Origin of the sequence: Rhodococcus tibetensis (genome assembly GCF_024438035.1) — a bacterium.
Classification (GTDB): Bacteria; Actinomycetota; Actinomycetes; order Mycobacteriales; family Mycobacteriaceae; genus Rhodococcus_F; species Rhodococcus_F tibetensis.
Genome location: NZ_JANFQF010000002.1, coordinates 199,527 through 223,032, shown reverse-complemented (window position 1 = coordinate 223,032; position 23,506 = coordinate 199,527). Strand labels below are relative to the sequence as shown.

Sequence of the window (23,506 nt, the reverse complement as noted above, 5' to 3'; positions counted from 1 at the left end):
TGTGTGCTCAATCTTCCTGTCGGTACGTGTCGAACCAACCATTCCTCGACCGTAGTCGCTCCATTTGTTGACACTGCGCCCAGTGTGTCTCATTATCGATACGTGTCCGCCGAAGTGTCGAGCAGCGTGTCCTTCGTGCCGAGGTCGGGTGACTCGTGGCGCGGTCGCGCAGATGTACGCACACCTGCGCGACCGCGACCCTGTGCACCATGTCATTCCCGAGGAGGACCCCCGGCACGACTACTGGGTGCTGTCCCGGTACGCGGATGTCTACGCTGCTGCCAGGGACGCGGACACGTTCTCTTCCGCTTCCGGACTCACCACCACGTACGGCGAGCTGGAGAAGATCGGGCTGCAGGACAACCCTCCACTGGTGATGCTCGACCCGCCGGAGCACACCGCGTTCCGGCGGCTGGTGTCGAAAGGTTTCACGCCACGCCAGGTCATCGCCGTGGAGCCCGCCGTCCGAAAATTCGCTGTGCAGCGGATCGAGCGGCTCCGCGAAAGCGGTGAGGGTGACGTGGTGAAGGAGTTGTTCAAACCCTTGCCCAGCATGGTCGTTGCCCACTATCTCGGGGTGCCCGACGAGGACCGAGACCGGTTCGACGGCTGGACCGAGGCGATCGTGGCGGCCAATGCCCAAGGCGATCCTCGGATTGCGACTGACGCGATCACCGAATTGATGGCCTACTTCGCTACCCTGATCGAGCGTCGCCGCACCGACCCTGAAGACGACACGATCTCCCATCTCGTCGCCGGTGGGATGGGCGCCGACGCCGACGTGACAGGCCTGCTGTCGATCCTCGGTTTCGCATTCACGATGGTGACGGGTGGCAACGACACCAGCACCGGAATGCTGGGCGGTGCAGCGCAATTGCTGACGGAGCGCCGCGACCAACGGCAACTGCTCATCGACCATCCCGAACTCATCGGCGATGCAGTCGAAGAACTTCTCCGGTTGACGTCGCCGGTGCAAGGCCTAGCCCGGACCACCATGCGGGACGTCGAGATCGAGGGCACAGTTATCCCGAAGGGACGAAAGACGTTGCTGCTGTACGGGGCAGCGAACCGCGACCCCCGCCAGTTCGGCTCCGACGCCGAAGAAGTGGACGTGCAACGACGGCCCAAGCAGATCCTGACCTTCAGTCACGGAGCCCACCACTGCCTCGGCGCGGCCGCTGCCCGGATGCAGGCACGCATCGCACTGGAGGAACTGCTCGGCCGCTGCCCAGACTTCACGGTCGACATCGATGCCGTCGTCTACGCGGAGGGCAATTACGTGCGGCGCCCGACGAGCATCCCGTTCACGGTGCGCGGATCGTGACCGGAGGCTGGATGCGCGACGAGCGATCCCGCGTCGCTGCGGAACGAATCCTCGATGTCGCGGCTCAGTTGTACGTCGACAACGGAATCAACACCGTCGGGATGGCCGAGGTGGCCCGCGCAGTAGGGTGTTCGCGCGCAACCCTCTACCGCTACTTCGACAGTCGCCAGGCTCTACAACTCGCCTTCGTTCATCGCGAGGCCCGCCGCATCGGCGCGCTGATCGCGCAGGAAGTCTCCGGTACCGCCGACCCGCGGGACGTGATCGTCGACGCGATGCTCGCGGCGATCCGGCTCGTCCGCCGCGACCCCACCTTGGCCGCCTGGTTCCAGTTGGGCGACTCCGGACTCGCCGCGCAGATAGCGCACTCGTCGGAGGTCATCGAGTCGCTGGGCGCCGCCTTCCTCGGGCAGGCCGGAGTCGGCGGCGAGGAGACGTCACGCCGGGCGCGGTGGCTCGTCCGCGTCATCGTCTCGCTGCTCACCGTTCCCGGAATCGACGACGACGACGAGCGCGCCATGATCGAGCAGTTCGTCGCACCGGTCATCACCACCGGCCCGCACGAACGGGACGTTCGTTCGATCTGACGCAACGAACGTCCCGTTCGCACGGTCGGATGGGGTGAAGGCAGTGACCCGAAGTTGATCTTGTCGGTCACGATCGGGTTGCGCACACCAGGGCGAAGCGGTCATCCGGGTCGCTCCACGTGCGATCTACCTCGAAACCGGCCGCACCCAGCTCACCCGTGATTCCCGCGAGCGTGAACTTTGCCGAAATTTCCGTGCGCATCTGCTCACCGCGAGCGAACTCGACGTCCAGGTCGAGGGCCGCAACCCGAACGGACAGCGCACGCTCGGCCTCGAGCCTCATCTCGATCCACTCGTTATCGGCGTCCCACAGGGCGACGTGCCGAAAGGCGTCCAACGGAAAATCTGCATCGAGTTGACCGTTCAGCACTCGCAGCACATTGAGGTTGAACTGCGCCGTCACACCGGCGGCGTCGTCGTACGCGGGGACCAGCACAGCCGGGTCGGTGACGAGTCCGACTCCGAGGAGCAGGTGCTCACCGGGTTCGAGCACGTCGGCGATTCCGGCGAGGAATTCGGCTCGCTCGGCCGGGACCATATTGCCGAGTGTGCCTCCGAGGAAAGCGATCATGCGGCGACCACCCCGCGGAAGGTGATGCAGCGACTCGGTGAAGTCGCTGACCACGCCGCGCACGGTGAGGCTGGGGAACTCGGCTCCGATCTGCTCGGCGGCGCCCTGCAGCGCCGACACCGAGACATCCTGCGGTACATACGTATGGAGGGTTCCGTGACGTGTTCCCGCTTCGAGTAGCAGCCGAGTCTTCTCGGAGGAGCCGGAACCGAGCTCTACCAGAATCTCCGGTGCCGCCACCTCGGCGATCTCCCCCGACCATTGCCGGAGCAGTTCCCGTTCGGTGCGCGTCGGGAAGTACTCGGGCAACGCGGTGATCCGCTCGAACAGCTCGCTCCCCCGGGCGTCGTAGAACCACTTGGGCGGCAGCCACTTCGGATTCGACGTCAGCCCCACGGTCGCATCCTTGCGGAGTGCGTCCTTCAGTTGGTCCGGTTCCAGATACACCTCGAGTGTCGGTGCGGTGGTCATCAGGCTCCCATCTCGAGCGGCGTGATCATCAAATGTCCTGGGCGAGCAGAAACGAAGTGCCGGTCCGGTACCTGCTGCCACCCGGGGTCATCGTCGAAGGGTTCGGACATCACGATTGCCCTGTCGTCGTCGACGAGCACCGACAGCGAGTGGTCCCAGGTGGTGGCCCACAGTTCGCGGCCGTCGCCGAGCAGAAAATTCAGGCGCGACTTCGGTGCGGCCGCGTCGGCGGCACGGATCAACGTGGCGAGTGCCTTCTCCGGCCCCTGCTCCTCGAGCGCTCGTTTCAGCAGTAACCACAGCGCGGCCGAATCGGTCGGTGCCTCGAGTTGCAGGAGGTCTGTCACCGGCAGTTGCGCGGCGAGCGGGCCGAGTGTCTCGGGCCACCCCTTTACCAACCCGTTGTGGCTGAACGCCCACGTCCGATCGGTGAACGGCGCGCAGGCAGTGGCCTGCACGGGCATTCCCACGGTGGCCGAACGGGTTGCGGCCACCACGGCGCTGGACCGGATGTGGGGCAGCGTCTCGCGTAGTACCGGATCGGACCACAACGGCTGCTCGCTGCGGTAGCGCGAGAACTCTGCCTCCCGCCACCACCCGACACCGAAACCGTCCGCGTTGATGGTTCCGCCGTGGCGCATGTCTTGCGGTGCCCACGACTGGCGCAGGAGCGAGTTCTCACCCCAAGTGATGAGCTCGCCGACGGATACGTCCGGTCCCAGGTACCCCAGGTGACGGCACATCTCAGCGTTCTTCTCCCGAAAGGTCTCGTGCACAACGGAATCCTGAGAAGATCTGCCGGCGGATCGGATGGTCCCAGTTCCGGAAAGTTCCGCGGCAGGCCACCGGATCGGTACCGAACGAACCACCACGCAGCACCCGGTAATCGCCGCCGTAGAACACTTCCGAATATTCGCGATACGGGAACGCTGTAAATCCGGGGTAGGGCTCGAACGGCGAGGACGTCCATTCCCAAACGTCACCGACGAGTTGGTGGACGCCGAGTGGTGACGCGCCCGCCGGATATGCGCCTACCACGGCTGGTCCGAGGAATCGTTGCCCGAGGTTGGCGAGCGAGTGGTCCGGGTCATTGTCGCCCCAGGGGAACCGGCGGGAACACCCGGTGGTGGGATCCCATCGAGCAGCCTTCTCCCATTCGGCCTCGGTGGGCAGTCGCTTGTCGGCCCACCGCGCGAATGCCTCGGCCTCGAAGAAGCAGACGTGGACCACCGGTTCCTGCGGGTGGAGCGGTTCGGGCACCCCGAACATGCGGCGCCACCACGTGCCCCCTCCGTCGCTCGCCCAGAACTGCGGCGCTTCGAGTTCCGCCTCACAGCGGTGAGCCCACCCACGCTCGCTCCACAATTCGGGGCGGCGATATCCGCCGTCCGCCACGAACTCGAGGTAACGCCCGTTGGTGACGGGCACCGCGTCGATCACGAATGCCGGCACGTGCACCGTGTGCGCTGGGCGTTCGTTGTCCAGCGCCCAGGGATCATCCGACGCACCCATCGTGAATGTTCCGGCCGGAATGACGACTTCGTTCTCGGCCACCGACACCCCTACGCGCGGCGCGGTGTCCGCGGTCAGCACCGGTGCACCGGAACGCAATTGATGGGTGGCGAGCATCGTCTCCGCGTGTTGCTGCTCGTGCTGGGCGATCATGCCGAAGGCGAATCCATGTTCCTCGAGCGGGCCGCCGCGGAGGGTACTGCTGCCCAGGACGTCCCACGCCTTGTCCCGAACAGTACGTACGTATTCCCGAGCTTCGACCGGATTCAGCAGTGGCAGCGACGGCCGGGAGCGCCGGGAATGCTTGAACGCGTCGTACAACTCGTCGATGTCGCTACGGACCGGTTCACGGCCCCCGACATCGCGAACGAGCCACAACTCCTCCTGATTACCGATGTGGGCGAGATCCCAGACCAGTGGGCTCATCAACGGCGAATGCTGAGCGACGAGGTCGGAGTCGTCCAGGCAGTCCGTCAGTCCGGCGGTTCGCCGGCGCGCCCGGGTAAGCACTGCCTCGACCTTCTCGCGGGTCCCCATCAGCCCTCCTCGCCCGGAGCGTGCCCCCGGCAACATCTTTCGGCGGCGGCGTCGAGCAGTCGGACGAACTCCGGGTCCGGTGAGTACGACGCCGCGAGCGACAGCAGAGCCGTTGCAGCTGCCCGCAATTCGAGGTCGGCGAGCCCGAACTCGGCAGCATCTCGCCAGCGGTCCGCGGTGGGGAGAGCGGCGGCCAGCGCCTCGGCCATCGCACCCGGGCCCGAGAGTAACGCGTCGATTGCCGCCACGGGCACCCTCCACAGATTTCCCGGCTGCGCGTCGAGGTATCGGACCTCGAGGTAGCCCGCAGCCCGGACGGGGGGGAACAATGTCGTCAGGTGATAGTCGAGATCCGCGAAAGTCGGGGATCGTCCGATGACGTCGTCCAAGGACCCGACCACCCAGTCTCCGAAAGTCGCATCGGGCGGCGCCGTCCAGTCGCTGCCGTCGCCCCGGACACACAGCAACGGCACATCCAGTACCCAGCGGGCGTAGTCGCCGCTCCTCCGCGTTCCGGTGGTCCGGGGTGAATCGAGTTCGAGCCACGTCCGCATCCGCTGCGACGCCCAATGCCCATCGGGCACTCCGTACAACCGAGGGGAACACGCGAAGGCGGCGATCAGCGCAGGGCCCACTGCGTGCAGCAGGTGCCAGCGCTGCTCCACGGCCGCTGCGTCTGCGCCTGCGTCGACGCTGATCTGCGTCGCCGCGGTATTGCACATCATGAGCTTCCCGTAGGGGCCGATTCCACTGAATCGCGACTCCATCGCGCGGTATCGCGGCGATTGCAGGAGCCGCTGGGGGGGACGGCGCGTGTCTGCAGCCTCGGAGGACATGAGTATGGCCCGAGACGACAGCAGGTCGGTGAGAACTGCATGGTCGGCGGACAGGTAGTCACACAGTTCGCGTGCGGAGCGACAAGGAGCACTGGACAGTTCGATCTGTCCACCCGGTTCGACGCTGACGGCGCTGCCGCCGGGGAGGGGCTGAGCTGGTGAGGAGGGATCGATGGATCGGGGAGTGTGCGGCCCGAGCGCGTAGGCAAGCGCGGCCAGATCGGGGCGCACGAATTCGGGCACCTGCGCGGTGAGCCACTCCAACTCCGCGCCGATCAGCTGCGGGGGACCCAATTTGAAGCAGACGCCGCCCAGGTAGGCCTCCGCGGCAGGTCGAGACGTGACACCGACTCCCTCGACGGACTGGATCGCAGTAGCCATTCCACCCTCCCTCTCGGGCGCCGCCTGAACGTCGTTATCGACGATAGAGCGCAGAGCCCGCCTATGCACGCGCGAACGGCGATACTTTTCGATACTGCGTCGCGGTACGTTCGACACCATTCGATATTGAACAGGAGGTATCCGACATGCTCGACCTCGAGCGCGCACGAAGGGACACCCCCGGCTGCCTCGACAAGGTGTTTCTGGACAGCGCAGGGTCTTCACTTCCGCCCACTCCGGTGCTCGATGCGGTGTTCGCTCACCTGCGCCGCGAGGCCGACGTGGGCGGATACGTCGCGGCCGCGGAACGCGCTGGGGACCTTGCCGCAGTGAAGACCTCGATCGGCCGGTTGATCGGCGCGAGCGCCGACACCATCGCACTCGTCGACAGTGCCACCACGGCGTGGAACGACTTCTTCCAGGCCGTCCCCTTGAAGCCGGGCGAGAAGATCCTTCTCTCCGAAGTCGAGTACGCCAGCAACGCGATCGCCGTCCTGCAACGGGCTCGGTCGACGGGCGCCACCGTCGAAGTGATTCCGAGTGACCCGACCGGCCAGATCGACCTCACCGCTCTCGAGCAGCTTCTCGACGACCGGGTCCGTCTCGTTTCTGTGGTGCACGTGCCGACCAACGGCGGGTTGGTCAACCCGGTCCGCGAAGTGGTCGACCTGGCACACGCCCAGGGAGCTCTGGTGCTTCTGGACGCGTGCCAGTCGGTCGGTCAGATCGCGCTCGACGTGGCCGAGCTCGGCGTCGACGCGTTGTCGGCCACCGGCCGCAAGTGGTTGCGCGGCCCCCGGGGCACGGGGTTCTTATACATCAGGGACGAACTGACCACGACACTCGAGCCGGCGGCGCTCGACCTGCACAGTGCCGAATGGACCGGGGCCGAGGACTACCGGATGGCCGCGGACGCGAGTCGGTTCGAGTTCTGGGAATGCGACATCGCGGCCCGGCTGGGCCTCGGCGCGGCAGTCGACTATCTCCTCGACCTCGGCGCAAGCCATGTCGAGGCCGCCGTGGCCGACCGCGCCGAGCACCTCCGTACGGGGTTGGCGGGAATCGCCGGCGTCACGGTGCGCGACCTCGGGACCCGCCGGTGCGGAATCGTGTCGTTCACGGTCGACGGTCTCGACCCGCGGGATGTGCGTGCACAACTGGCGACTCGACAGGTGACCGTCACGGCCAGCCTGCGCGGATCGACTCTGCTCGACATGAGCGCCCGCGGTCTCGACGCCGTCGTGCGTGCGTCTCCGCACTATTTCTGTTCCCCGGACGATCTCGACCGGGTTCTCGCCGAGGTGGCGGCGCTGGCGAAGTAGTGGTTCTCGCCGGCGCACGGAAATAGTCTGGGAGCACCCACAAGCAGCACGCGAACGAAACTGACGAATCCGCACTCGGGAGGCCACGGCCCGCCTGCTCGGCGGCGAGGAGGCTCGCGTCGCCGGCACGCTGATCGACAGGCGGTCCCGATCCTGCAACGAGTTTCCGTCCATCTGGCCCATCGGGTGATGCGGAGGCAGACGCTCCACTACACACTGACCGATGTCTTTGAGCTGGAGAAACGACCACGGCGCGGACAAATGCTCCCACTTACCGAGATGGTAAGCCTGCTCGGATCTATAACAGGTTACAGTTCGGGTAGCTGTGCACACTTCACACCCGAGCGCCCGAGAGGACCACCCATGGCCGAACCGACTCCGATCCGCCCCCGGCCCGCTTCCGAGGTCGCCACGTGGGACTACGAGGCCGACGTCGTCGTCGCGGGCTACGGGATCGCCGGCGTGTCCGCGTCGGTCGAGGCGGCACGGGCGGGCGCCGAAGTGCTGGTCCTCGAGCGCACCAGCGGGTGGGGTGGCGCTGCCTCGCTGGCAGGTGGATTCATCTACCTCGGCGGCGGTACACCCCTCCAGAAGGCCTGCGGTTTCGAGGACTCACCGGAGAACATGAAGAAATTCATGATGGCAGCCCTCGGCCCCGGCGCCGACGAGGAGAAGATCACCGACTACTGCCACGGCAGCGTCGAGCACTACAACTGGCTCGTCGAGTGCGGCGTTCCGTTCAAGGCGAGCTTCTGGAGCGAACCAGGCTGGGAACCGCCGTTCGACGACGGGCTCATGTACTCGGGTGGTGAGAACGCAGCACCGTTCAACGAGATCGCCACACCAGCACCGCGCGGACACGTTCCGCAAATGGACGGCAAGCGCACCGGCGAGAAGGGTGGTGGCTACATGCTGATGAAGCCGCTGGTCGAGGCCGCCGAAAAGCTGGGTGTGCGAGCCGAATACGACATGCGCGTGCAGACGTTGATCACGGACGACACGGGCAGGGTCGTCGGAATCATCGCGAAGCAATACGGCAAGGAAGTTGCCGTCCGGGCTCGTCGCGGCGTCGTCCTCGCCACCGGGAGCTTCGCGTACAACGACAAGATGATCCAGGCCTACGCCCCACGCCTCATCGGCCGGCCCGGTGCCGCCATCGAGGAGCACGACGGCCGGTCGATCCTGATGGCCCAAGCGCTCGGCGCCGACCTCGCCCACATGGACGCCACCGAAGTGGCGTTCGTGTGCGATCCCCAGTTGATGGTGCGGGGCATTCTGGTCAATGGTCGCGGACAACGGTACGTCCCCGAGGACACCTACTCGGGGCGGATCGGTCAGATGACGCTGTTCCATCAGGACAATCAGGCCTTCCTCATCATCGACGAAGCCGCCTATGACGAGGGCGCGGCCGCCACCACCGCCACGCCTTTCCTGCGCGTGCAACCGAAGTGGGTCGCCGAGACCGTCGAGGAACTCGAGTCGGACATGGGACTACCCGCCGGTGCGCTCCAGTCAACCGTCGAGGTCTACAACAAGCACGCCGCCGACGGCGTAGATCCCCTGCTGCACAAGAAGTCCGAATGGGTGAAGCCGATCGGCTCCCCCGTCGCCGCCCTCGACCTGCGCGGGTTCACGCTGGGCTTCACCCTCGGTGGGCTGCGGACCACCCTCGACTCCGAGGTGCTGCACGTCTCCGGTGAGCCGATCCCCGGACTCTTCGCTGCGGGCCGCTGCACGTCGGGAGTCTGCGCGGGCGGATATGCCAGCGGAACGTCGCTCGGCGACGGCAGCTTCTACGGGCGCCGAGCCGGTATCGCCGCCGCGAAACAGACTTAGTCGAGCACCCGCACGTTCACGCCGTCCGCGAAGCGGTAGGGCTGCGTGCTCAGCACCGCGCCGAGAGTCTTGCGCAGACGCGAGACCTCGGCGCGGACGGCGACCACGTGGTCCCGATCGCCGAACAGTGCCTCACTGAGGGAAGCGGCATCGACCCCCGCCCTTCCCGCCGCCGTCAACACCCGGAGAATCTGCGCGTGCCGCGGCGAGAGCGCCTGCGTCCAGTTCGCGTCTCCGCAGACCGTCACTCGCGGTGCGGCGCCGAGGTCGAGCTCGACCTCCAGTCCCGCGCCGTCGACGCGGCGACGCACCAGCCACCCGTCGCCCAGCGGTTCGGGCACACAGATCCCGAGTCCGGGGACGAGCAGCGGCTTGTCGAGACTCGGCGCGGCCAGCCGCTCGGGTGCCGCAATCCCGGTCGCGCCCGCCACCCAGCCGTGCCGATCGACCACCAGAGCGGGACCGCCCGCCGACGCCAGCAGCGGCGCCGCCCGTCCGCGTAACTTCTCGAGTTGCGCGGCGTGCTCACGCCACAGAGTGGCCTCGGCAAGGCGAACCGCGGTGCGCACGAGTGCGACCGTTGTCGGGTGAACCGACATTGCCGAACCACTGATGTCCACCACACCGAGTATCTCCCCGGTGCGCGGATCGTGGACCGGGGATCCTGTGCACGACCATCCGTGATGCGATGGCGCATAGTGTTCCGCCGAAAAGAGTTGCACCGAGGCGTCTTCGACAAGAGCCGTACCGATGGCGTTGGTGCCCACCGCCTGTTCCGCCCAGCGGGCGCCCTCCGTAAAACCGAGTGCATCAGCCGCTTTGCGCACCCGGGGCGATCCCTCGCGCCACAACAGCACGCCGTCGGCATCGGCGATGACCACGATGAAGTTGGCGTCGTCGGCCACCTGCGTCAGCGTGCTGCGCAGCTCGGGAAGTACGGACCTCAGCGCGGTGCGCGTGCGGCGCGCCTCGATCTCCGCGAAATCTGCCGGTTCCACGTCGGCGCAATGATCGGGGCTCACGCCGCCTGCCTGCAGTCGGGACCACGAACGTGCCACCACGTCCCGCGGCATCACGGGCGGCTGCTGCCCGGACAGCACCGCGTCGTGCACCCGGCTGAGTAATCTGGCATGCCGCGACAGATCCACGCCGCTGACGACCGCGGTCAACCGGTCGGCGCTCTGACGTTCTGTGCTCACAGCGCCGAGGCTACCCCCGACGCTGTGAGCCACACCACTATCCTTCATCCGTCAGCGAAACGACGACCCGATTAGCAGGCCCGGCGGCCGTCCGGTAGAGTTTCGTAAGTTGTCTCGGCGAGGGTGAACCGGCATGTTCGATGCGCTGGATTACCGTGATCGACGCGGCTACGGCTCAGCTCGAGCGTTTCGCTCCTGGCCCGTGTGCGCGTTCGTCCCTCACCGACGACAAGACGCCAGCCAGTAACCACCGTGAGTTGTAGGAGCCGTTTCACCATGTCTGACGAAAACACCCTCGTAGCCGCCGTTCGCACCGAGTTCGGCAAGGGCGCCGCCCGCCGCGCCCGCCGCGATGGTCAGGTTCCCGCTGTTCTGTACGGCCACGGTGAGGATCCCCGGCACCTGAACCTGCCGTCGCGCGACTTCGCCGCGATCCTGCGTGCACACGGCACCAACGCGATCCTCAACCTCGACATCGACGGCACCCCCCAGGTCGCGCTCACCAAGTCGGTCGTGATCCACCCGATCCGTAACTACATCGAGCACGCCGACCTCCTCGTCATCAAGAAGGGCGAGAAGGTCACGGTCGAGGTCCCCGTCGTCGTCACCGGTGAGGCAGCGTCCGGCACCCTGGTCGCCCAGGACGCCGCTACCATCGCCCTCGAGGCCGACGCCCTGCACATCCCCGAGCAGATCGAGGTTTCGGTCGAGGGTCTCGAGGCCGGCACCCAGATCCTCGCCAGCCAGCTCGAGCTGCCGAAGGGTTCCACCCTTCAGGCCGACCCCGAGGTGCTCATCGTCAACGTCGTCGCAGCCCCCACCGCTGCCGACCTCGAAGAAGAGACCGGCGCAGCCGCCGAGACTCCTGCCGAAGAGGGCGCCGAGAGCTGATCCTCTCCAAACCGCACTGAAATCGGCGGCGCGTCGTCCCGGATGTTCCGGGGTGACGCGCCGCTGTCGTGTGACGAGAACCTGCCATAGGGAAGGACCTGCCGGTGAGTGAAGACACCGCCTTGGTGGTCGGCCTGGGAAATCCGGGACCACAGTACGAGAAGACCCGGCACAACGTCGGGTTCATGGTGGCCGGTGTGCTGGCCGGTCGCATAGGTGCAAAGTTCAGCGCACACAAGAAGAGTGGCGCCGAAATCGTTCAAGGGCGTCTGGAAGGACGCCCGACGATCCTGGCGAAACCCCGCTCGTTCATGAACCTGTCCGGTGGCGCCGTAGCCGGACTGGCACGGTTCTTCTCCGTCGACCCCGGCAACATCGTGGTGATCCACGACGAACTCGACCTCGACTTCGGGACCGTCCGTCTCAAACAGGGCGGCGGCGAGGGCGGGCACAACGGCCTGCGGTCCATCTCCAGTTCGCTGGGCACCAAGGACTACCTTCGTACCCGAATCGGGATAGGACGCCCGCCCGGACGGATGGATCCGGCATCCTACGTGCTGAGGCCCTTCTCCTCGGCGGAACGCAAGGAACTCGACCTTGTCTGCGAGGAAGCAGCAGACGCCGTCGAACTTCTCCTGAAGGTCGGCCTCGAAGCCGCGCAGAACCGCCTGCACTAGGCGCTCCGCGCCCGTGAGTGGTTAACGAGTCTCTGGACTCTCCAACCACGCACGGGCGCCGAAGGCGCCTCAGTCGCGGACCAGCGACGCCGAGGTAGCGCGGCGCAATTTGCCGGACGAGGTCTTGGGGATGCTGCCGGGTCCGAGGACCGCGACGGTGCGCGGACGCACACCGACCTCGGAGAACACCGCGTGCACGACCTCGTGCTCGATCCGCTTGACCTCGTCGTGGTCCTGATAGTTGTTTGTTTCGACCGCTACCGCGAAGCTTTCCCGCTTCTGGCCCGCGTCGAGTCGCACTGCGACCGCGTTGCCCGGCCGAACCCCGGACACGGTGCCCGCCGCCCGCTCGATGTCGGTGGGGTAGATGTTGCGGCCACCCATGATGATCACGTCCTTGACGCGGCCGCAGACCACGACGAGACCCTCCTCGGTGAAGTAGCCGACGTCACCGGTGTCGAGCCAGCCGTTCGAGTCCTGAGCAGGTTTGTGCCCATCGAGAGTGACGTACCCGGGGGTCACAGCCTTGCCGCGCACCTCGATGATCCCGACGCCGCGGGTGGGAAGCAGTTCCCCGTCGCTGTCGACGACCCGGCCCTCGAGGTTCGGAACCATCTTGCCGAGGGTGGCGAGGGGCCGCGCATTCGGCTTGCTCGACGGGACCGCCCGCGACAGCGCCTCGAGGATGTCCGGATCGACGAAGTCGAGGACTTGACCCTGATCCGGGTCGGGAATCGACACCGCGAGCGTGGTCTCGGCCATCCCGTATACGGGGGCGAGCGCGGACGGATTCAGCCCGAACCGGGCGCCGGCCTCGGCGAGCGCCGTCATGGTGTCGGGGTCGACCGGTTCGGCGCCGTTCCACATGTACCGCACGCTGGAGAGATCGACGGCACCGTCCTCGGCCTGCCGCAGACGCCGGGCCAGCAGCGAGTAGGCGAAGTTCGGCGCTGCCGTGACCGTGCCCTTGTACTTGCCCATCAACTCCGCCCACAACAGCGGGGTGCGGAGGAAGTCCATCGGGGTGATGCTGACGACCTCGGCACCGACCTGCATCGGCACGCTGAGGAAACCGACCATCCCCATGTCGTGGAACAACGGCAACCAGCTGACCATCACGTCGTCGTCGAGGGAGAACTTGATGCGATCGATCATCGAGTAGGCGTTTGTGTAGAAGTTCTCGTGCGTGATCTGCACGGCTTTCGGCGACCCGGTGGAGCCCGAGGTCAGCTGCTGCAGCGCGATGTCATCCTCGAAGGTTTCGACCGGTTCGATCTCCGGGCCTTCGTTCAACTCCGCCACGGTCAGGACCGTGATGCCGCGCTCCTCGAGTAGCGGCTTGGCCACATCGAACGGCGCCCCCAGGATGACGGCCTTCGCCTCGATCATGGTGATCACGGTCTCGGTGTCCTTCGCCCACACTGCCAGATCGGTCCGCGGGGTGGGCTGATGCAGCATCGTGACGGACCCACCGCGCATCCAGATGCCCTGACAGGCCGGGGCGATATCGACGGGCTGACCGGCCAGAATTCCGATGGCGTCACCGTGGCCGATGCCCGCCGCCGCGAGCGCACCCGCCATCCGCCGCGCCGCCCGATGGATCTCACCCCACTGCTGACGCAGCGGCGCATCCGGCTCACCGGTGATCAAACCGCGGTCGCTGGTGATAGCGGTGGAATACATCTCCTCGGTGAACTTGCTCAAGATCTCTCCTCTTGCAGATACGGATGTCCGAACGCAGGTAGAGGTAGCTCCGGAGCGCCCCGACCACTCACCATGATTAATACGCGAACCCGAGCTCAGTGTTACGTCGCGGCGGATGTGAATGTGCTGTCAATCCCTCCTCGGCACCCGAGTAACCTGGTGTGCGGCCACCTGGCCTTTCCGCATCCAGTCCCCCGAGAGGTTCTTCGTTGACTACCCCGTCCGACTCGGCCGACACCATCCCAGCCGAGGAGGCGTCTGTCGCCGCCAATGCCTCCTCGCAGGGAAAACTCGACAAGGGCGTCCGCACCGAGGCGCAGCGCCGCCGGACCTTCGCTGTGATCTCCCATCCGGACGCCGGTAAGTCGACGTTGACCGAGGCTCTCGCCCTGCACGCGAAGGTGATTTCCGAGGCGGGCGCAGTGCACGGCAAGGCAGGGCGCAAGTCGACGGTGTCCGACTGGATGGAGATGGAGAAGGCCCGCGGTATCTCGGTCAGTTCGACGGCTCTGCAGTTCAATTATCGTTCCACCGAGGCGTCGCCCGACGACCCCACCGACAACGTCATCAACCTGGTCGACACCCCCGGTCACTCGGACTTCTCGGAAGACACCTACCGCGTCCTCACCGCTGTCGACGCCGCCGTCATGCTCATCGACGCCGCGAAGGGTCTCGAACCGCAGACGCTGAAGCTGTTCCAGGTGTGTCGTCACCGCGGGATTCCCGTGATCACGGTCATCAACAAATGGGACCGCCCGGGTCAGACGCCACTGGAACTTCTCGACGAAATTCATGAGCGGATCGGCCTGACCCCCACTCCCCTGTACTGGCCGGTGGGCATCGCCGGCGACTTCCGAGGACTGTTGCGCCGCGGCGAGGACGGTGCCCCCCGCGAGTACATCCGGTTCACCCGCACCGCGGGCGGCGCCAAGATCGCCCCGGAAGAGGTCATGGACGCGGATGCCGCCCTCGCGAAAGAGGGCAGTGAGTGGGAAACCGCCGCGGAGGAGAGCGAGCTGCTCTCGGCCACCGGCCAGGACCACGATCAGGAACTGTTCCTCGGCGGTCAGACCTCGCCGGTGATCTTCGCGTCGGCGATGCTCAACTTCGGCGTGCGGCAGATCCTCGACACTCTGGTGGAGCTGGCGCCGCCGCCCCGCGCCCGTGAGGACGTCACAGGCGCTCCCCGCGAGGTCACCGACCCGTTCAGCGCCGTCGTGTTCAAGGTGCAGGCCGGGATGGACACCGCCCACCGCGACCGCCTCGCGTTCATGCGGATCGTTTCGGGCGTCTTCGAGCGCGGCATGGTGGTGACCCACGCCCAGACGGGCAAGCCCTTCACCACCAAGTATGCGCAGACGGTGTTCGGCCGTGAGCGGTCCACCGTCGAATCCGCGTACCCGGGCGACGTGGTCGGACTTGTCAATGCCACGGCCCTCGCCCCCGGGCACACTCTCTACTTCGAGAAGAAGGTGGAGTTCCCGCCGATCCCGTCGTTCGCTCCCGAGCATTTCTCCATCCTGCGGGCCGAGAGCGCCGGCAAATACAAGCAGTTCCGGCGCGCAGTGGATCAGCTCGACTCCGAAGGTGTTGTGCAGATTCTCCGCAACGATCTCCGCGGTGACGCGTCCCCCGTCATGGCGGCCGTCGGTCCCATGCAGTTCGAAGTGGTTGCGGCGCGGATGAAGGCCGAGTTCAACGTGGAGGCCCGGATGGAACCCCTCGGGTACGCCTTGGCTCGACGCACCGATCCGCAGTCGGTCGACGAGCTGAACCGTCAGCGCGGTGTCGAGGTGTTCACCCGCTCCGACGGAGTGTTGCTGGCGCTCGTGAGCGACAAGTGGCGACTGCAGTACATCCAGAAGGAGTTGCCCGACCTGACGCTCGAGCCGCTTGTGGCCGCCGCCGACTAGGTGGACGTCGTCCGGTTCCGGCGTGGTTCTCCGGGTGCTGGTAGCTTTCACCTTCGTATCGAGCAAACTGGCGGGCTTGTGCGAAACCCGTTTGTCTACGAGCAGGAAGCGACACGATGGAGAACGGCATTTCTACCAATGGATCGGGCGGCAACGGCTCCAGGGGCAACGGCTCGACCGCCGACTCCCCTTTCGCGGAACCGAGCAGCGGGGCACTGACCGGCAACGGCACCTCGACTTCCAGCTCCGCCGAAACGTTCACCTTCCCGCTGCCGACGCGCAGTACGGGCTCGCACAGTACAGAGGAGGCAGCCGAGCCGGCTGACACCACCTCGTCCCTCGAGTCCCGTGGACGCACCGTGAAGCGACGCAACGCGATGGGAGTGGCAGCCGTGCGGGTCGCGGGCCGTCTTGCACACACCGAGCTCCTCGAGGATCACCTCGCGTCCGCGAGTAGCCATTCCGCCGACCCCACAGTGGACGCCGACGAACTGCTCGAGCTCCTCGGCGAATACCTCGTGGCAGCCGGATTCGAGCGGCCCGAGATTCATGCCGAGTTGAACGGCCAGTCGATCGTCCTGGACCTGCGCTCCCCCTCCGCGACCCTTCGCTGATCGTCCGGCGTCCAGGAGACGCGCTCTACGGCCACAGGACCGCGCGTGTCCACCTCTTCTCGCCCGAAGGTTCCCTGCGATAGCGCACGCGCTGGTGTCGGCGCCCGGGATCGGCCTGCCAGAATTCGACGCTGTCGGGCACCACACACCAAGCCCGCCACGTGCCTGACACGAAGTCGGGGTCGGCCTCGATGCTCGCGGACGCCGCCGTGACCGCACGCTCGTACTCCACCGGATCGGTGAGTACCTCGCTCTGGCGGCTCGCCGACGCGACGGCGCGAGCGGTGACAGAACGTTCCCGGAAATCGCGGGCCGCCACATCCGGATCGCCCTCGGCCACAGTTCCGCGCACCCGGATCTGACGACCCCGTTCCCGCCAGTAGAACGTCATCGCAGCAACGGCATTCGACGCCAGATGGCACCCCTTCGGTGAGCGCGTATCGCCGGAGAACCAGAAGCCTTCCTTCGTGACGTCCTTGAGTAACAGGATTCGCGCGTCGGGGCGACCGCCCGGGTCCACCGTCGACAACGCGGCTGCGTGCGGTTCCGAAACACCGGCCGCCGCAGCCTCCGCGAGCCATGCGAGGAAGAGCGTCTGCGGAGCCTCCGGCAACGCCTCGACGGTTGGGAGGCCGGGGGGCGGCGGGTCGACGACACCGAGTGCGGGCAATGCCCGTATCCACGCCCGAGTGTCCGGGAACGACGAAGGGTCCGGTGCGATCGGCATGTGCCGACACTAGCGGGATGATGCGTCCTACGGCCCGACCAGCATCCAGCGGTGCCCGAACGGATCGATGAGTGTGGCGTTGCGATGCCCATGTCCCTCGGAGATCCACCGTTCCACGGTTCCTCCGGCATCTCGTGCACTCAGCAGGACGGCGTCGGGATCGTCGACGCCCAGCATCAAGCTCACCGATGTCGAACCGGCTTCCGGCGCAGTCAGACCCATCTCGGGGAACTCTTCGGCGAGATAGATCATCCCGGTCGGGAGCCGCAATTCCACGTGGCCGATCCTGCCGTCGTCCAAGACGATCGGTTCACCGACCACCTCGGCACCGAACACCGTCGAATACCACTCGACGGCTTCGGCGCCTCGGCGCACCGTGAGGTACGGCACCGCACCGGGGACGGGCACTCCGGACGACATCCTCACCTCCCGTTTTCTCGTGGAAACTCCCCGTGGCCGGTCACGCCGAGGCAGGGGGTTGCAACATCGCCCATTTGTTGGAAGTCAGCCGGAAACTCGGGAAGTCGGACAGTGCCGCCACCGATTCCCACGTCCGCTCGTATCCGGTAGACGTGATCCGCCATGCACCGTCGGGGCACCGCATGTAACTGTCGTGATAGTAGGCCGACCCCCGTAGCAGCATGCCGTCCTCGGGAATCAGCGTGGTGTCTGCGAGGAACCACACGCCGACCGCGGTGTCACCGGTGACCGTGATCTCGGGCTGACCGCACTGGTGCTCGGTGATCACGTGAGTCCCTAACGTGTTCTCCAGGAAGGACACGAACGAGTCACGGGAGTCGAAAGTGAGATATTCGCTGTACGTCGCCTTGACTTCTGGAACCATGGTGTCGGCGAATTCCACCCACGACTTGGTATCGAGTGCACGAGAGTAACGGTGCTTGAGCTGCTCGATCTGTTTGATTGCTTCGAGATCCATGACCCCCGCCTCCTGTGCAGCGACATGCAAGCCCTGGACTGCAGATTAGTCCGAACATCTGCGGGCTCGCCTTGGATTCCCCCCTTTTGCTCGGATCATGCATATTTGCGCCGTGATTCGGGACACGAAAAGGTCACGAATCGACTCCGGGCGCGCATACCGTACGAGCGATGACGAACCCCGGACGTACGGACCGAAACCGAGGTGCGCGATTCCGGTCCGTACCTGTCCCGGGCTACCGGACGAAGTCGCGGACCTGACCGTAGACGGTGACATCCTCGAGTATTCCGTTGTGTGTAAGGCACCCTGTCTGCTTGTTGGCAGCACCGGCCAGTGACACGCTCGCGTCGGGATTGATCACCGTGTCGCAGGGTGACCACCAGGTTCCGTAGGCCGGGGTGCCCGGCGTCTCGTCTCCGGAATTGAGACCCGTCAGATAGGCCGAGCCGATCCGCATTTCAGTGCAGGAGGCGGTGAAGCAACTGTTCGCGGTGTCGGTGCCGTGATTGGGACCTGCCAGGGAGACCCAGTCATCGATCCTGGCGGCGCCGCCGAGGTTCTTGGCGTAGTAGCGGGTGGACAGTCCGCCCATCGAGTGCGTGACGACATCCACCTTGGCGGCACCGGTGATGCGGAGAATGTCGTCGATCTTCGCCTCCACCTGTGCGGCGGTGGTGACATTGGACTGACCGGAGTTGTACGACCAGTTGTAGAGCTCGGCATCGGCCCATCCGTCTGCCTTCAATCTGGCGATCATGGTGTTCCACTGCGACGAGCTGCCCTGCCATCCATGGACGAACAGGATGGGATCGTGCCCGGCCGCGTTGGCGGGCGCCGAGGGCACGAGCAGCAACGCCGCCGCGGCAAGGCCGACGGCGGCGAGTAGACGCGAGAGGAGAACACGAGGCATGTAGGGCTCCAGTTGTAGAAACCGACAAGAATGGCGATGTTAATCACCGGTAACTTAACGACCGTGGGCGGAACCGGAGCCATTTTGGCCACACTCGTTCGCGGGTTTTCGACAGGGTGAATGTGACCCTGCACCAACAGTTAAGCGAAGGCGCCGGCCCGGCCCTCGTCCACGGCAACGGCGGATAACCGACGTAGCAGCACGTCGTCCTGCTCGCGAACACGCCGCACCCGCATGGCTACATCGGTACCGAGCCGGTACAGCTCGACTCGGACGCGCCCGAACTCGCCGGGTACACCGGGCCCCAGCAAGCAGCAGCCCTGTCGGTGTTCACCCACACACCCCCGCGGTCGGTGGTCGGCCAGTCGGTCCATGTCACCGACCGAGACGGTGTGTTGACCGTTCAGCTCTGACGGCTAGTCCAGATCGGCGGCCAGCTCCATCCATTGCTCCTCGGCCGCTTCCTTCTCGGCCACCACCTGCTTGAGTTCGGCGTCGAGCTTCTGCAGCTCATCCGGATCCGTCGCCGCTGCGGCCAGCTTCTCGTGCAGCTTCCGCTCGCGTTCGTCCAGCTTCGCGACCGCACGCTCGAGACGAGAAAGTTCTTTCCGCGCAACCCGTTCTGCTGCACCATCGCGTGCCTGCTTGGGCGCCGATGCACCCGTCGCGGTCGACGCGACCGACGGTGCACCGACATCACCCATCGCCGCACGGCGGCGCAGGTAGTCCTCGATGCCGCCGGGAAGGTTGGTCAGCTTTCCATCGCCGAACAGTGCCCACGTGGTGTCACAGATGCGTTCGATCAGGTAGCGGTCGTGGCTGATGACCACCATCGTGCCCGCCCAGCCGTCGAGGATGTCCTCGAGCTGCTGCAAAGTGTCGATGTCGAGGTCATTGGTCGGCTCGTCGAGTAGCAGGACGTTGGGCTCGGCCATCAGCACCCGCGTGAGTTGGAGGCGGCGCCGCTCACCACCCGACAGGTCACCGACCGGTGTCCGCTGACGAGCGGGAGTGAAGCCCAGCCGCTCGGCGAGCTGTCCTGCCGATACTTCCTTGTCGCCCAAAGTTATTCGCTCTGCGACGTCTTTGACAGCCTCGAGGACCCGCATGCCGATCGGCAGGTCGTCGAGTTCCTGGCGCAACCATCCGATGTGGACGGTCTGCCCCTGGATGCGCTTGCCGGACGCCGGTTCGATCTCCCCGGCGAGCGTGCGCAGCAACGTTGTCTTTCCGGAACCGTTGACCCCGACCAGACCGACACGCTCCCCCGGCGCCAACCGCCACGTGAGGTCGTCGACGAGCACCCGGCCGTCCGGCGTCTCCAGGCGCGCATCCTCGAGTTCGATGACTACCTTGCCGAGCCGGCGCTGCGCGAACGTGGCCAGCGCCACGTTGTCGCGGGGCGGCGGCACATCGGCGATCAACGCCTCCGCAGCCTCGATCCGGTACTTGGGCTTGGACGTGCGGGCGGGGGCGCCGCGTCGCAGCCAGGCCAACTCCTTGCGGGCCAGGTTACGCCGCCGCTCCTCGGACGCGTCCGCCTGCCTGGACCGCTCCGCCCGCGCGAAAACCCAGTCGTTGTAGCCACCCTCGTAGCTTTCGACCTTGCCGCCCACCACTTCCCACGTGCGGTTGGCCACGGTGTCGAGGAACCAGCGATCGTGCGTGACGACCACCAGCGCGCTGCGGCGGGACACCAGATGCTCGGCCAGCCACTGCACCCCCTCGACGTCGAGGTGGTTCGTGGGCTCGTCCAGCACCAGGAGGTCGAGGTCCTGCACCAGCGCCGCCGCCAGCGCGACACGCCGTCGCTCACCACCGGACAGTCCGTCGACAGTGACTTCCAAGCCGAGATTGTCGATTCCGATACCCGCGAGGACCGAGCGGATACGGGCGTCACCGGCCCATTCGTGAGCGGCGACGCCGAGTGGCCCCAGCACCACGTCGCCGACACTGGAGCCGGGCGGAAGGACACCGCGCTGCGTCACCACCGCCATCCGCAGGCCACCGACCCGGCTGACGCGTCCGGAGTCGGGCGCCTCCACACCGGCGAGCACCTCGAGCATCGTGGTCTTCCCGCCACCGTTGAGGCCGACGACGCCGATGCGCTCGCCTTCCTGTACGCCGAGCGACACCGAGTCCAGCAACGGCTTGATGCCGAACGACTTCGATACCTGTTCGAGATTGATCAGATTCGCCATCAGTGCGATCCCTCCGCCGCGTCATTGATTATTCGGGCGCCCGGCACCGGTCCGCTCGCGACCCGCACGGTGCGACACACTCCCGCACCTGCGAGTTCTGCGCTGACACGGACCGCGGCATCCTCGTCAGCGCACAAAAAGGCACAGGTCGGCCCCGACCCGGAAACGATGCCGGCGAGCGCGCCCGCAGCAACTCCGGCGCGCAACGTCCGCCGCAGTCGTGGCTCGAGGGACAGTGCAGCGGCCTGCAGATCGTTGCCCAGCAACGGGGCGAGCGTCGCGGCGTCGCCCGTCGTGAGCGCATGCATGAGTTCGTCCGCGCCGCCGAGTCGCGGTGGTGTGCCGTCGGCGCGCAGTCTGTCGAGTTCCCGGAACACCGTGGGTGTGCTCAATCCACCCTTCGCGAGCGCGAGCACCCAGTGGAACGTGCTGCGCGAGAGAACCGGCAGGAGACGCTCTCCACGCCCGGTCCCGAAGGCGGTACCTCCGTGCAGAGCGAACGGCACGTCACTGCCCAGCTTGGCTGCGAACGAATCGAGGTCCTCCCGGGACAGGTCGAGATGCCACAGCGCGTTGAGGGCCACCAGCGTGGCTGCGGCGTCGGCGCTGCCGCCTGCCATGCCACCGGCGACGGGGACGCCCTTGTCGATGGAAATCTCGACGTCGGGACGCCGATCTGCCTCGATCGCGAGCATCTCGGCAGCTTTCCAGACGAGATTGCGGTTGTCGGTGGGGACCACGCGGGCATCCTCCCCGCGCACTTTCACCGCCAGCGCATCGGAAGGTGCTACCGACACGGTGTCGCTGAGCGAGAGCGCCTGGAAGACCGTGTTCAACTCGTGGTAGCCGTCGACGCGCAGGTCCCCGACGGCCAGGTGGAGATTGACCTTGGACGGGGCCCGGACGACGACGGGGCGAGGAACGACGGAAAGCACAAGGATAGAGCTTAGGCGCTCGCGGTACGGGGGCGAAAATGCGTCGCAGCCACGTTGCTGCTCAGCTCACAACCGCGGGCCGAGCTGGGTCGTGAGGCTGCCACCTCGTGCGAGCGGAAGACGTGTTCGTGCCGTACGCACGTCGCCCGACACCTGCGCGGGACGATCGTCGGGATAGCGCAGTTCGCTGGTCAGTGCCGCGGGGGCATCGAGAACGTCGTGGGAGACGGTGCCTGCTCCCAGCTCGAGCCGGTGCCGGAGCAGGGGACCGTCCCCGAGATCGGCGTCGGTCGTTCCGATCCAGGTTCCGGCACGTTCCCCGGTGCGGCCGATCTGTACCCGCTCGCGCAACACCAGCGTCGACGTCGGCGCGAGCAGTACGGTGGACTCCACCCGATGCTCGGCGCCGCCGGCGACCACGGTCGGCTCCAAGGCGCAGTCGAGGGCGGCGTCGTCTTCCACGTCGATCGACCAGTGTGCCGTCGACACTGTGCATCCTCTGCCAGGCAGCGCCAGGGACGCGGCGACGCTCCGGAGCGAGAGCCGAGCCCCCGACCGCACCCGGACTGTGATGTCCCAGTGGTCGCCGCCGAGCGGGGTGGCGGCCGTGCCGATCACGTGCACCGTGTCGCGCGCAGTGATTCGGGCAGCGAGCCCTCCTACAGCCGAAATTCGGGGGGTCCGGCCCGGGATCGCGACGATGGTCAGTTCGGTACGCACTACCCGCGCACGTCGGCGAGCGTGCGTACCTGCTCGCGCACCCACTGCAGGGCCGGCCCGGACGACGGGTCCTCGGTCAACGAGATCAGCACGGTGGGCCTGCTCTCACGAACCCGCTCGGCGTCCCGCCGCATGACCGACAGATCCGCGCCGACCATCGGCGCGAGATCGGTCTTGTTAATCACCAACAGGTCCGAGAACGTCACTCCAGGACCGCCCTTGCGGGGAACCTTGTCTCCGCCGGCGACATCGACGACGAAGATCTGCACGTCGATGAGGCCGGACGAGAAGGTGGCCGTCAAGTTGTCGCCGCCCGACTCGACGAGGATCAGGTCGAGCGGCGGGTTGGCGTCGATCAGGTCGTCGATGGCGTCGAGGTTGGCGGTGATGTCGTCGCGGATGGCCGTGTGCGGGCAGCCACCGGTTTGCACGGCGGCAATCCGCTCGTCCGGGAGTACGGCGTGGCGGCGCAGAAAATCCGCGTCCTCGGTGGTGTAGATGTCGTTGGTCAGCACTGCGAGGGACAGCTCGTCGCGCAGTTGCCTGCACAGCGCGGCCACGAGGGCCGTTTTTCCGGAGCCCACCGGGCCGCCGATGCCGATCCGGACCGGCTCACCCGCTACTCGTGTCCGCTTCGGCCGATCGTGCAGATGCTCGTGCGGTTCACCGTCGATGACATGCGGTGGCATAGTTGCTCTCCT

The 23,506-nt window shown here is 66.4% G+C and carries 21 protein-coding genes and 1 pseudogene; 8 read left to right on the top strand and 14 right to left on the bottom strand.

Features of this window, described 5'->3' with window-relative positions:
- The first annotated feature begins 102 nt into the window (after positions 1 to 102).
- Both NOF53_RS03765 and NOF53_RS03760 read left to right on the top strand, forming a co-directional pair.
- Positions 103 to 1,324 (top strand): annotated as a pseudogene (locus NOF53_RS03765) (cytochrome P450).
- Positions 1,321 to 1,911 carry a TetR/AcrR family transcriptional regulator gene (locus tag NOF53_RS03760; RefSeq protein WP_255965673.1) on the top strand — a complete coding sequence of 197 codons (591 nt, stop codon included), beginning with the start codon at positions 1,321 to 1,323 and terminating at the stop codon, positions 1,909 to 1,911. Before NOF53_RS03765 ends, NOF53_RS03760 begins: the two are co-directional and overlap by 4 nt.
- Positions 1,912 to 1,978: 67 nt before the next feature.
- Here the strand turns inward: NOF53_RS03760 and egtD are convergent, their stop codons facing one another.
- The 4 genes from egtD to egtA are packed head-to-tail and all read right to left on the bottom strand — an operon-like array spanning position 1,979 to position 6,219.
- Complete coding sequence (gene egtD, locus NOF53_RS03755) at positions 1,979 to 2,953, bottom strand: L-histidine N(alpha)-methyltransferase (RefSeq protein ID WP_255965671.1); 975 nt, start codon at positions 2,951 to 2,953, stop codon at positions 1,979 to 1,981.
- Entirely contained in the window at positions 2,953 to 3,696 is a 744-nt protein-coding gene (gene egtC, locus NOF53_RS03750; protein WP_255965810.1) for an ergothioneine biosynthesis protein EgtC, read from the bottom strand. The genes egtD and egtC overlap by 1 nt, the downstream gene beginning before the upstream one ends.
- 1 nt (position 3,697) lies before the next feature.
- Positions 3,698 to 5,002 (bottom strand): ergothioneine biosynthesis protein EgtB, encoded by a 1,305-nt coding sequence (gene egtB, locus NOF53_RS03745; protein WP_255965670.1) that lies wholly within the window; start codon positions 5,000 to 5,002, stop codon positions 3,698 to 3,700.
- A complete protein-coding gene (gene egtA / locus NOF53_RS03740) occupies positions 5,002 to 6,219 on the bottom strand; it encodes an ergothioneine biosynthesis glutamate--cysteine ligase EgtA (protein ID WP_255965668.1) in 1,218 nt (405 codons plus the stop codon). Before egtA ends, egtB begins: the two co-directional genes overlap by 1 nt.
- Before the next feature lie 146 nt (positions 6,220 to 6,365).
- Between egtA and NOF53_RS03735 the strand changes: the two genes are divergently transcribed.
- Both NOF53_RS03735 and NOF53_RS03730 read left to right on the top strand, forming a co-directional pair.
- A complete protein-coding gene (locus tag NOF53_RS03735; protein WP_255965667.1) occupies positions 6,366 to 7,541 on the top strand; it encodes an aminotransferase class V-fold PLP-dependent enzyme in 1,176 nt (391 codons plus the stop codon).
- 363 nt (positions 7,542 to 7,904) lie between these two features.
- Positions 7,905 to 9,377, top strand: coding sequence for an FAD-dependent oxidoreductase (locus tag NOF53_RS03730; RefSeq protein WP_255965665.1), 1,473 nt, complete (start codon positions 7,905 to 7,907; stop codon positions 9,375 to 9,377).
- Here the strand turns inward: NOF53_RS03730 and NOF53_RS03725 are convergent.
- Positions 9,374 to 10,624 carry a GAF domain-containing protein gene (locus tag NOF53_RS03725; protein WP_255965663.1) on the bottom strand — a complete coding sequence of 417 codons (1,251 nt, stop codon included), beginning with the start codon at positions 10,622 to 10,624 and terminating at the stop codon, positions 9,374 to 9,376. The two genes, NOF53_RS03730 and NOF53_RS03725, sit on opposite strands and share 4 nt — an antisense overlap.
- A gap of 228 nt (positions 10,625 to 10,852) precedes the next feature.
- On the opposite strand from NOF53_RS03725, the gene NOF53_RS03720 reads away from it, so the two are divergent.
- Together NOF53_RS03720 and pth are read left to right on the top strand one after the other, a co-directional pair.
- On the top strand, positions 10,853 to 11,467 hold the full coding sequence (locus NOF53_RS03720) for a 50S ribosomal protein L25/general stress protein Ctc (protein WP_255965662.1): 615 nt from the start codon (positions 10,853 to 10,855) through the stop codon (positions 11,465 to 11,467).
- A gap of 104 nt (positions 11,468 to 11,571) precedes the next feature.
- Entirely contained in the window at positions 11,572 to 12,144 is a 573-nt protein-coding gene (gene pth, locus NOF53_RS03715; RefSeq protein ID WP_255965660.1) for an aminoacyl-tRNA hydrolase, read from the top strand.
- Positions 12,145 to 12,213: 69 nt separating this feature from the next.
- Here the strand turns inward: pth and NOF53_RS03710 are convergent, their stop codons facing one another.
- Complete coding sequence (locus tag NOF53_RS03710) at positions 12,214 to 13,848, bottom strand: fatty acyl-AMP ligase (protein WP_255965659.1); 1,635 nt, start codon at positions 13,846 to 13,848, stop codon at positions 12,214 to 12,216.
- A gap of 209 nt (positions 13,849 to 14,057) precedes the next feature.
- Here NOF53_RS03710 and NOF53_RS03705 point away from each other — a divergent pair, with 209 nt between their 5' ends.
- Together NOF53_RS03705 and NOF53_RS03700 are read left to right on the top strand one after the other, a co-directional pair.
- Positions 14,058 to 15,761, top strand: coding sequence for a peptide chain release factor 3 (locus NOF53_RS03705; RefSeq protein WP_255965657.1), 1,704 nt, complete (start codon positions 14,058 to 14,060; stop codon positions 15,759 to 15,761).
- Between the two features lie 116 nt (positions 15,762 to 15,877).
- The gene (locus NOF53_RS03700; protein WP_255965655.1) at positions 15,878 to 16,375 is read left to right on the top strand and encodes a hypothetical protein; all 498 of its coding nucleotides are present in this window, start codon (positions 15,878 to 15,880) and stop codon (positions 16,373 to 16,375) included.
- Between the two features lie 25 nt (positions 16,376 to 16,400).
- Here NOF53_RS03700 and NOF53_RS03695 read toward each other — a convergent pair whose 3' ends face one another.
- From NOF53_RS03695 to ureG, 8 genes are all read right to left on the bottom strand, one after another.
- Positions 16,401 to 17,102, bottom strand: a complete 702-nt coding sequence (locus NOF53_RS03695) for a pyridoxine/pyridoxamine 5'-phosphate oxidase (protein WP_255965654.1) — start codon at positions 17,100 to 17,102, stop codon at positions 16,401 to 16,403.
- Positions 17,103 to 17,129: 27 nt separating this feature from the next.
- On the bottom strand, positions 17,130 to 17,522 hold the full coding sequence (locus NOF53_RS03690) for a VOC family protein (RefSeq protein WP_255965653.1): 393 nt from the start codon (positions 17,520 to 17,522) through the stop codon (positions 17,130 to 17,132).
- Positions 17,523 to 17,562: 40 nt separating this feature from the next.
- Positions 17,563 to 18,039 carry a nuclear transport factor 2 family protein gene (locus NOF53_RS03685; RefSeq protein WP_255965651.1) on the bottom strand — a complete coding sequence of 159 codons (477 nt, stop codon included), beginning with the start codon at positions 18,037 to 18,039 and terminating at the stop codon, positions 17,563 to 17,565.
- 235 nt (positions 18,040 to 18,274) lie between these two features.
- The gene (locus NOF53_RS03680) at positions 18,275 to 18,949 is read right to left on the bottom strand and encodes an esterase/lipase family protein (protein ID WP_255965649.1); all 675 of its coding nucleotides are present in this window, start codon (positions 18,947 to 18,949) and stop codon (positions 18,275 to 18,277) included.
- 416 nt (positions 18,950 to 19,365) lie between these two features.
- Positions 19,366 to 21,150 carry an ABC-F family ATP-binding cassette domain-containing protein gene (locus tag NOF53_RS03675; RefSeq protein WP_255965647.1) on the bottom strand — a complete coding sequence of 595 codons (1,785 nt, stop codon included), beginning with the start codon at positions 21,148 to 21,150 and terminating at the stop codon, positions 19,366 to 19,368.
- On the bottom strand, positions 21,150 to 22,085 hold the full coding sequence (locus tag NOF53_RS03670; protein WP_255965645.1) for a 4-(cytidine 5'-diphospho)-2-C-methyl-D-erythritol kinase: 936 nt from the start codon (positions 22,083 to 22,085) through the stop codon (positions 21,150 to 21,152). Before NOF53_RS03670 ends, NOF53_RS03675 begins: the two co-directional genes overlap by 1 nt.
- Positions 22,086 to 22,151: 66 nt before the next feature.
- Positions 22,152 to 22,805, bottom strand: a complete 654-nt coding sequence (locus NOF53_RS03665; protein WP_255965643.1) for an urease accessory protein UreD — start codon at positions 22,803 to 22,805, stop codon at positions 22,152 to 22,154.
- The gene (ureG, locus tag NOF53_RS03660; RefSeq protein WP_255965642.1) at positions 22,805 to 23,494 is read right to left on the bottom strand and encodes an urease accessory protein UreG; all 690 of its coding nucleotides are present in this window, start codon (positions 23,492 to 23,494) and stop codon (positions 22,805 to 22,807) included. Before ureG ends, NOF53_RS03665 begins: the two co-directional genes overlap by 1 nt.
- Positions 23,495 to 23,506: the final 12 nt, after the last annotated feature.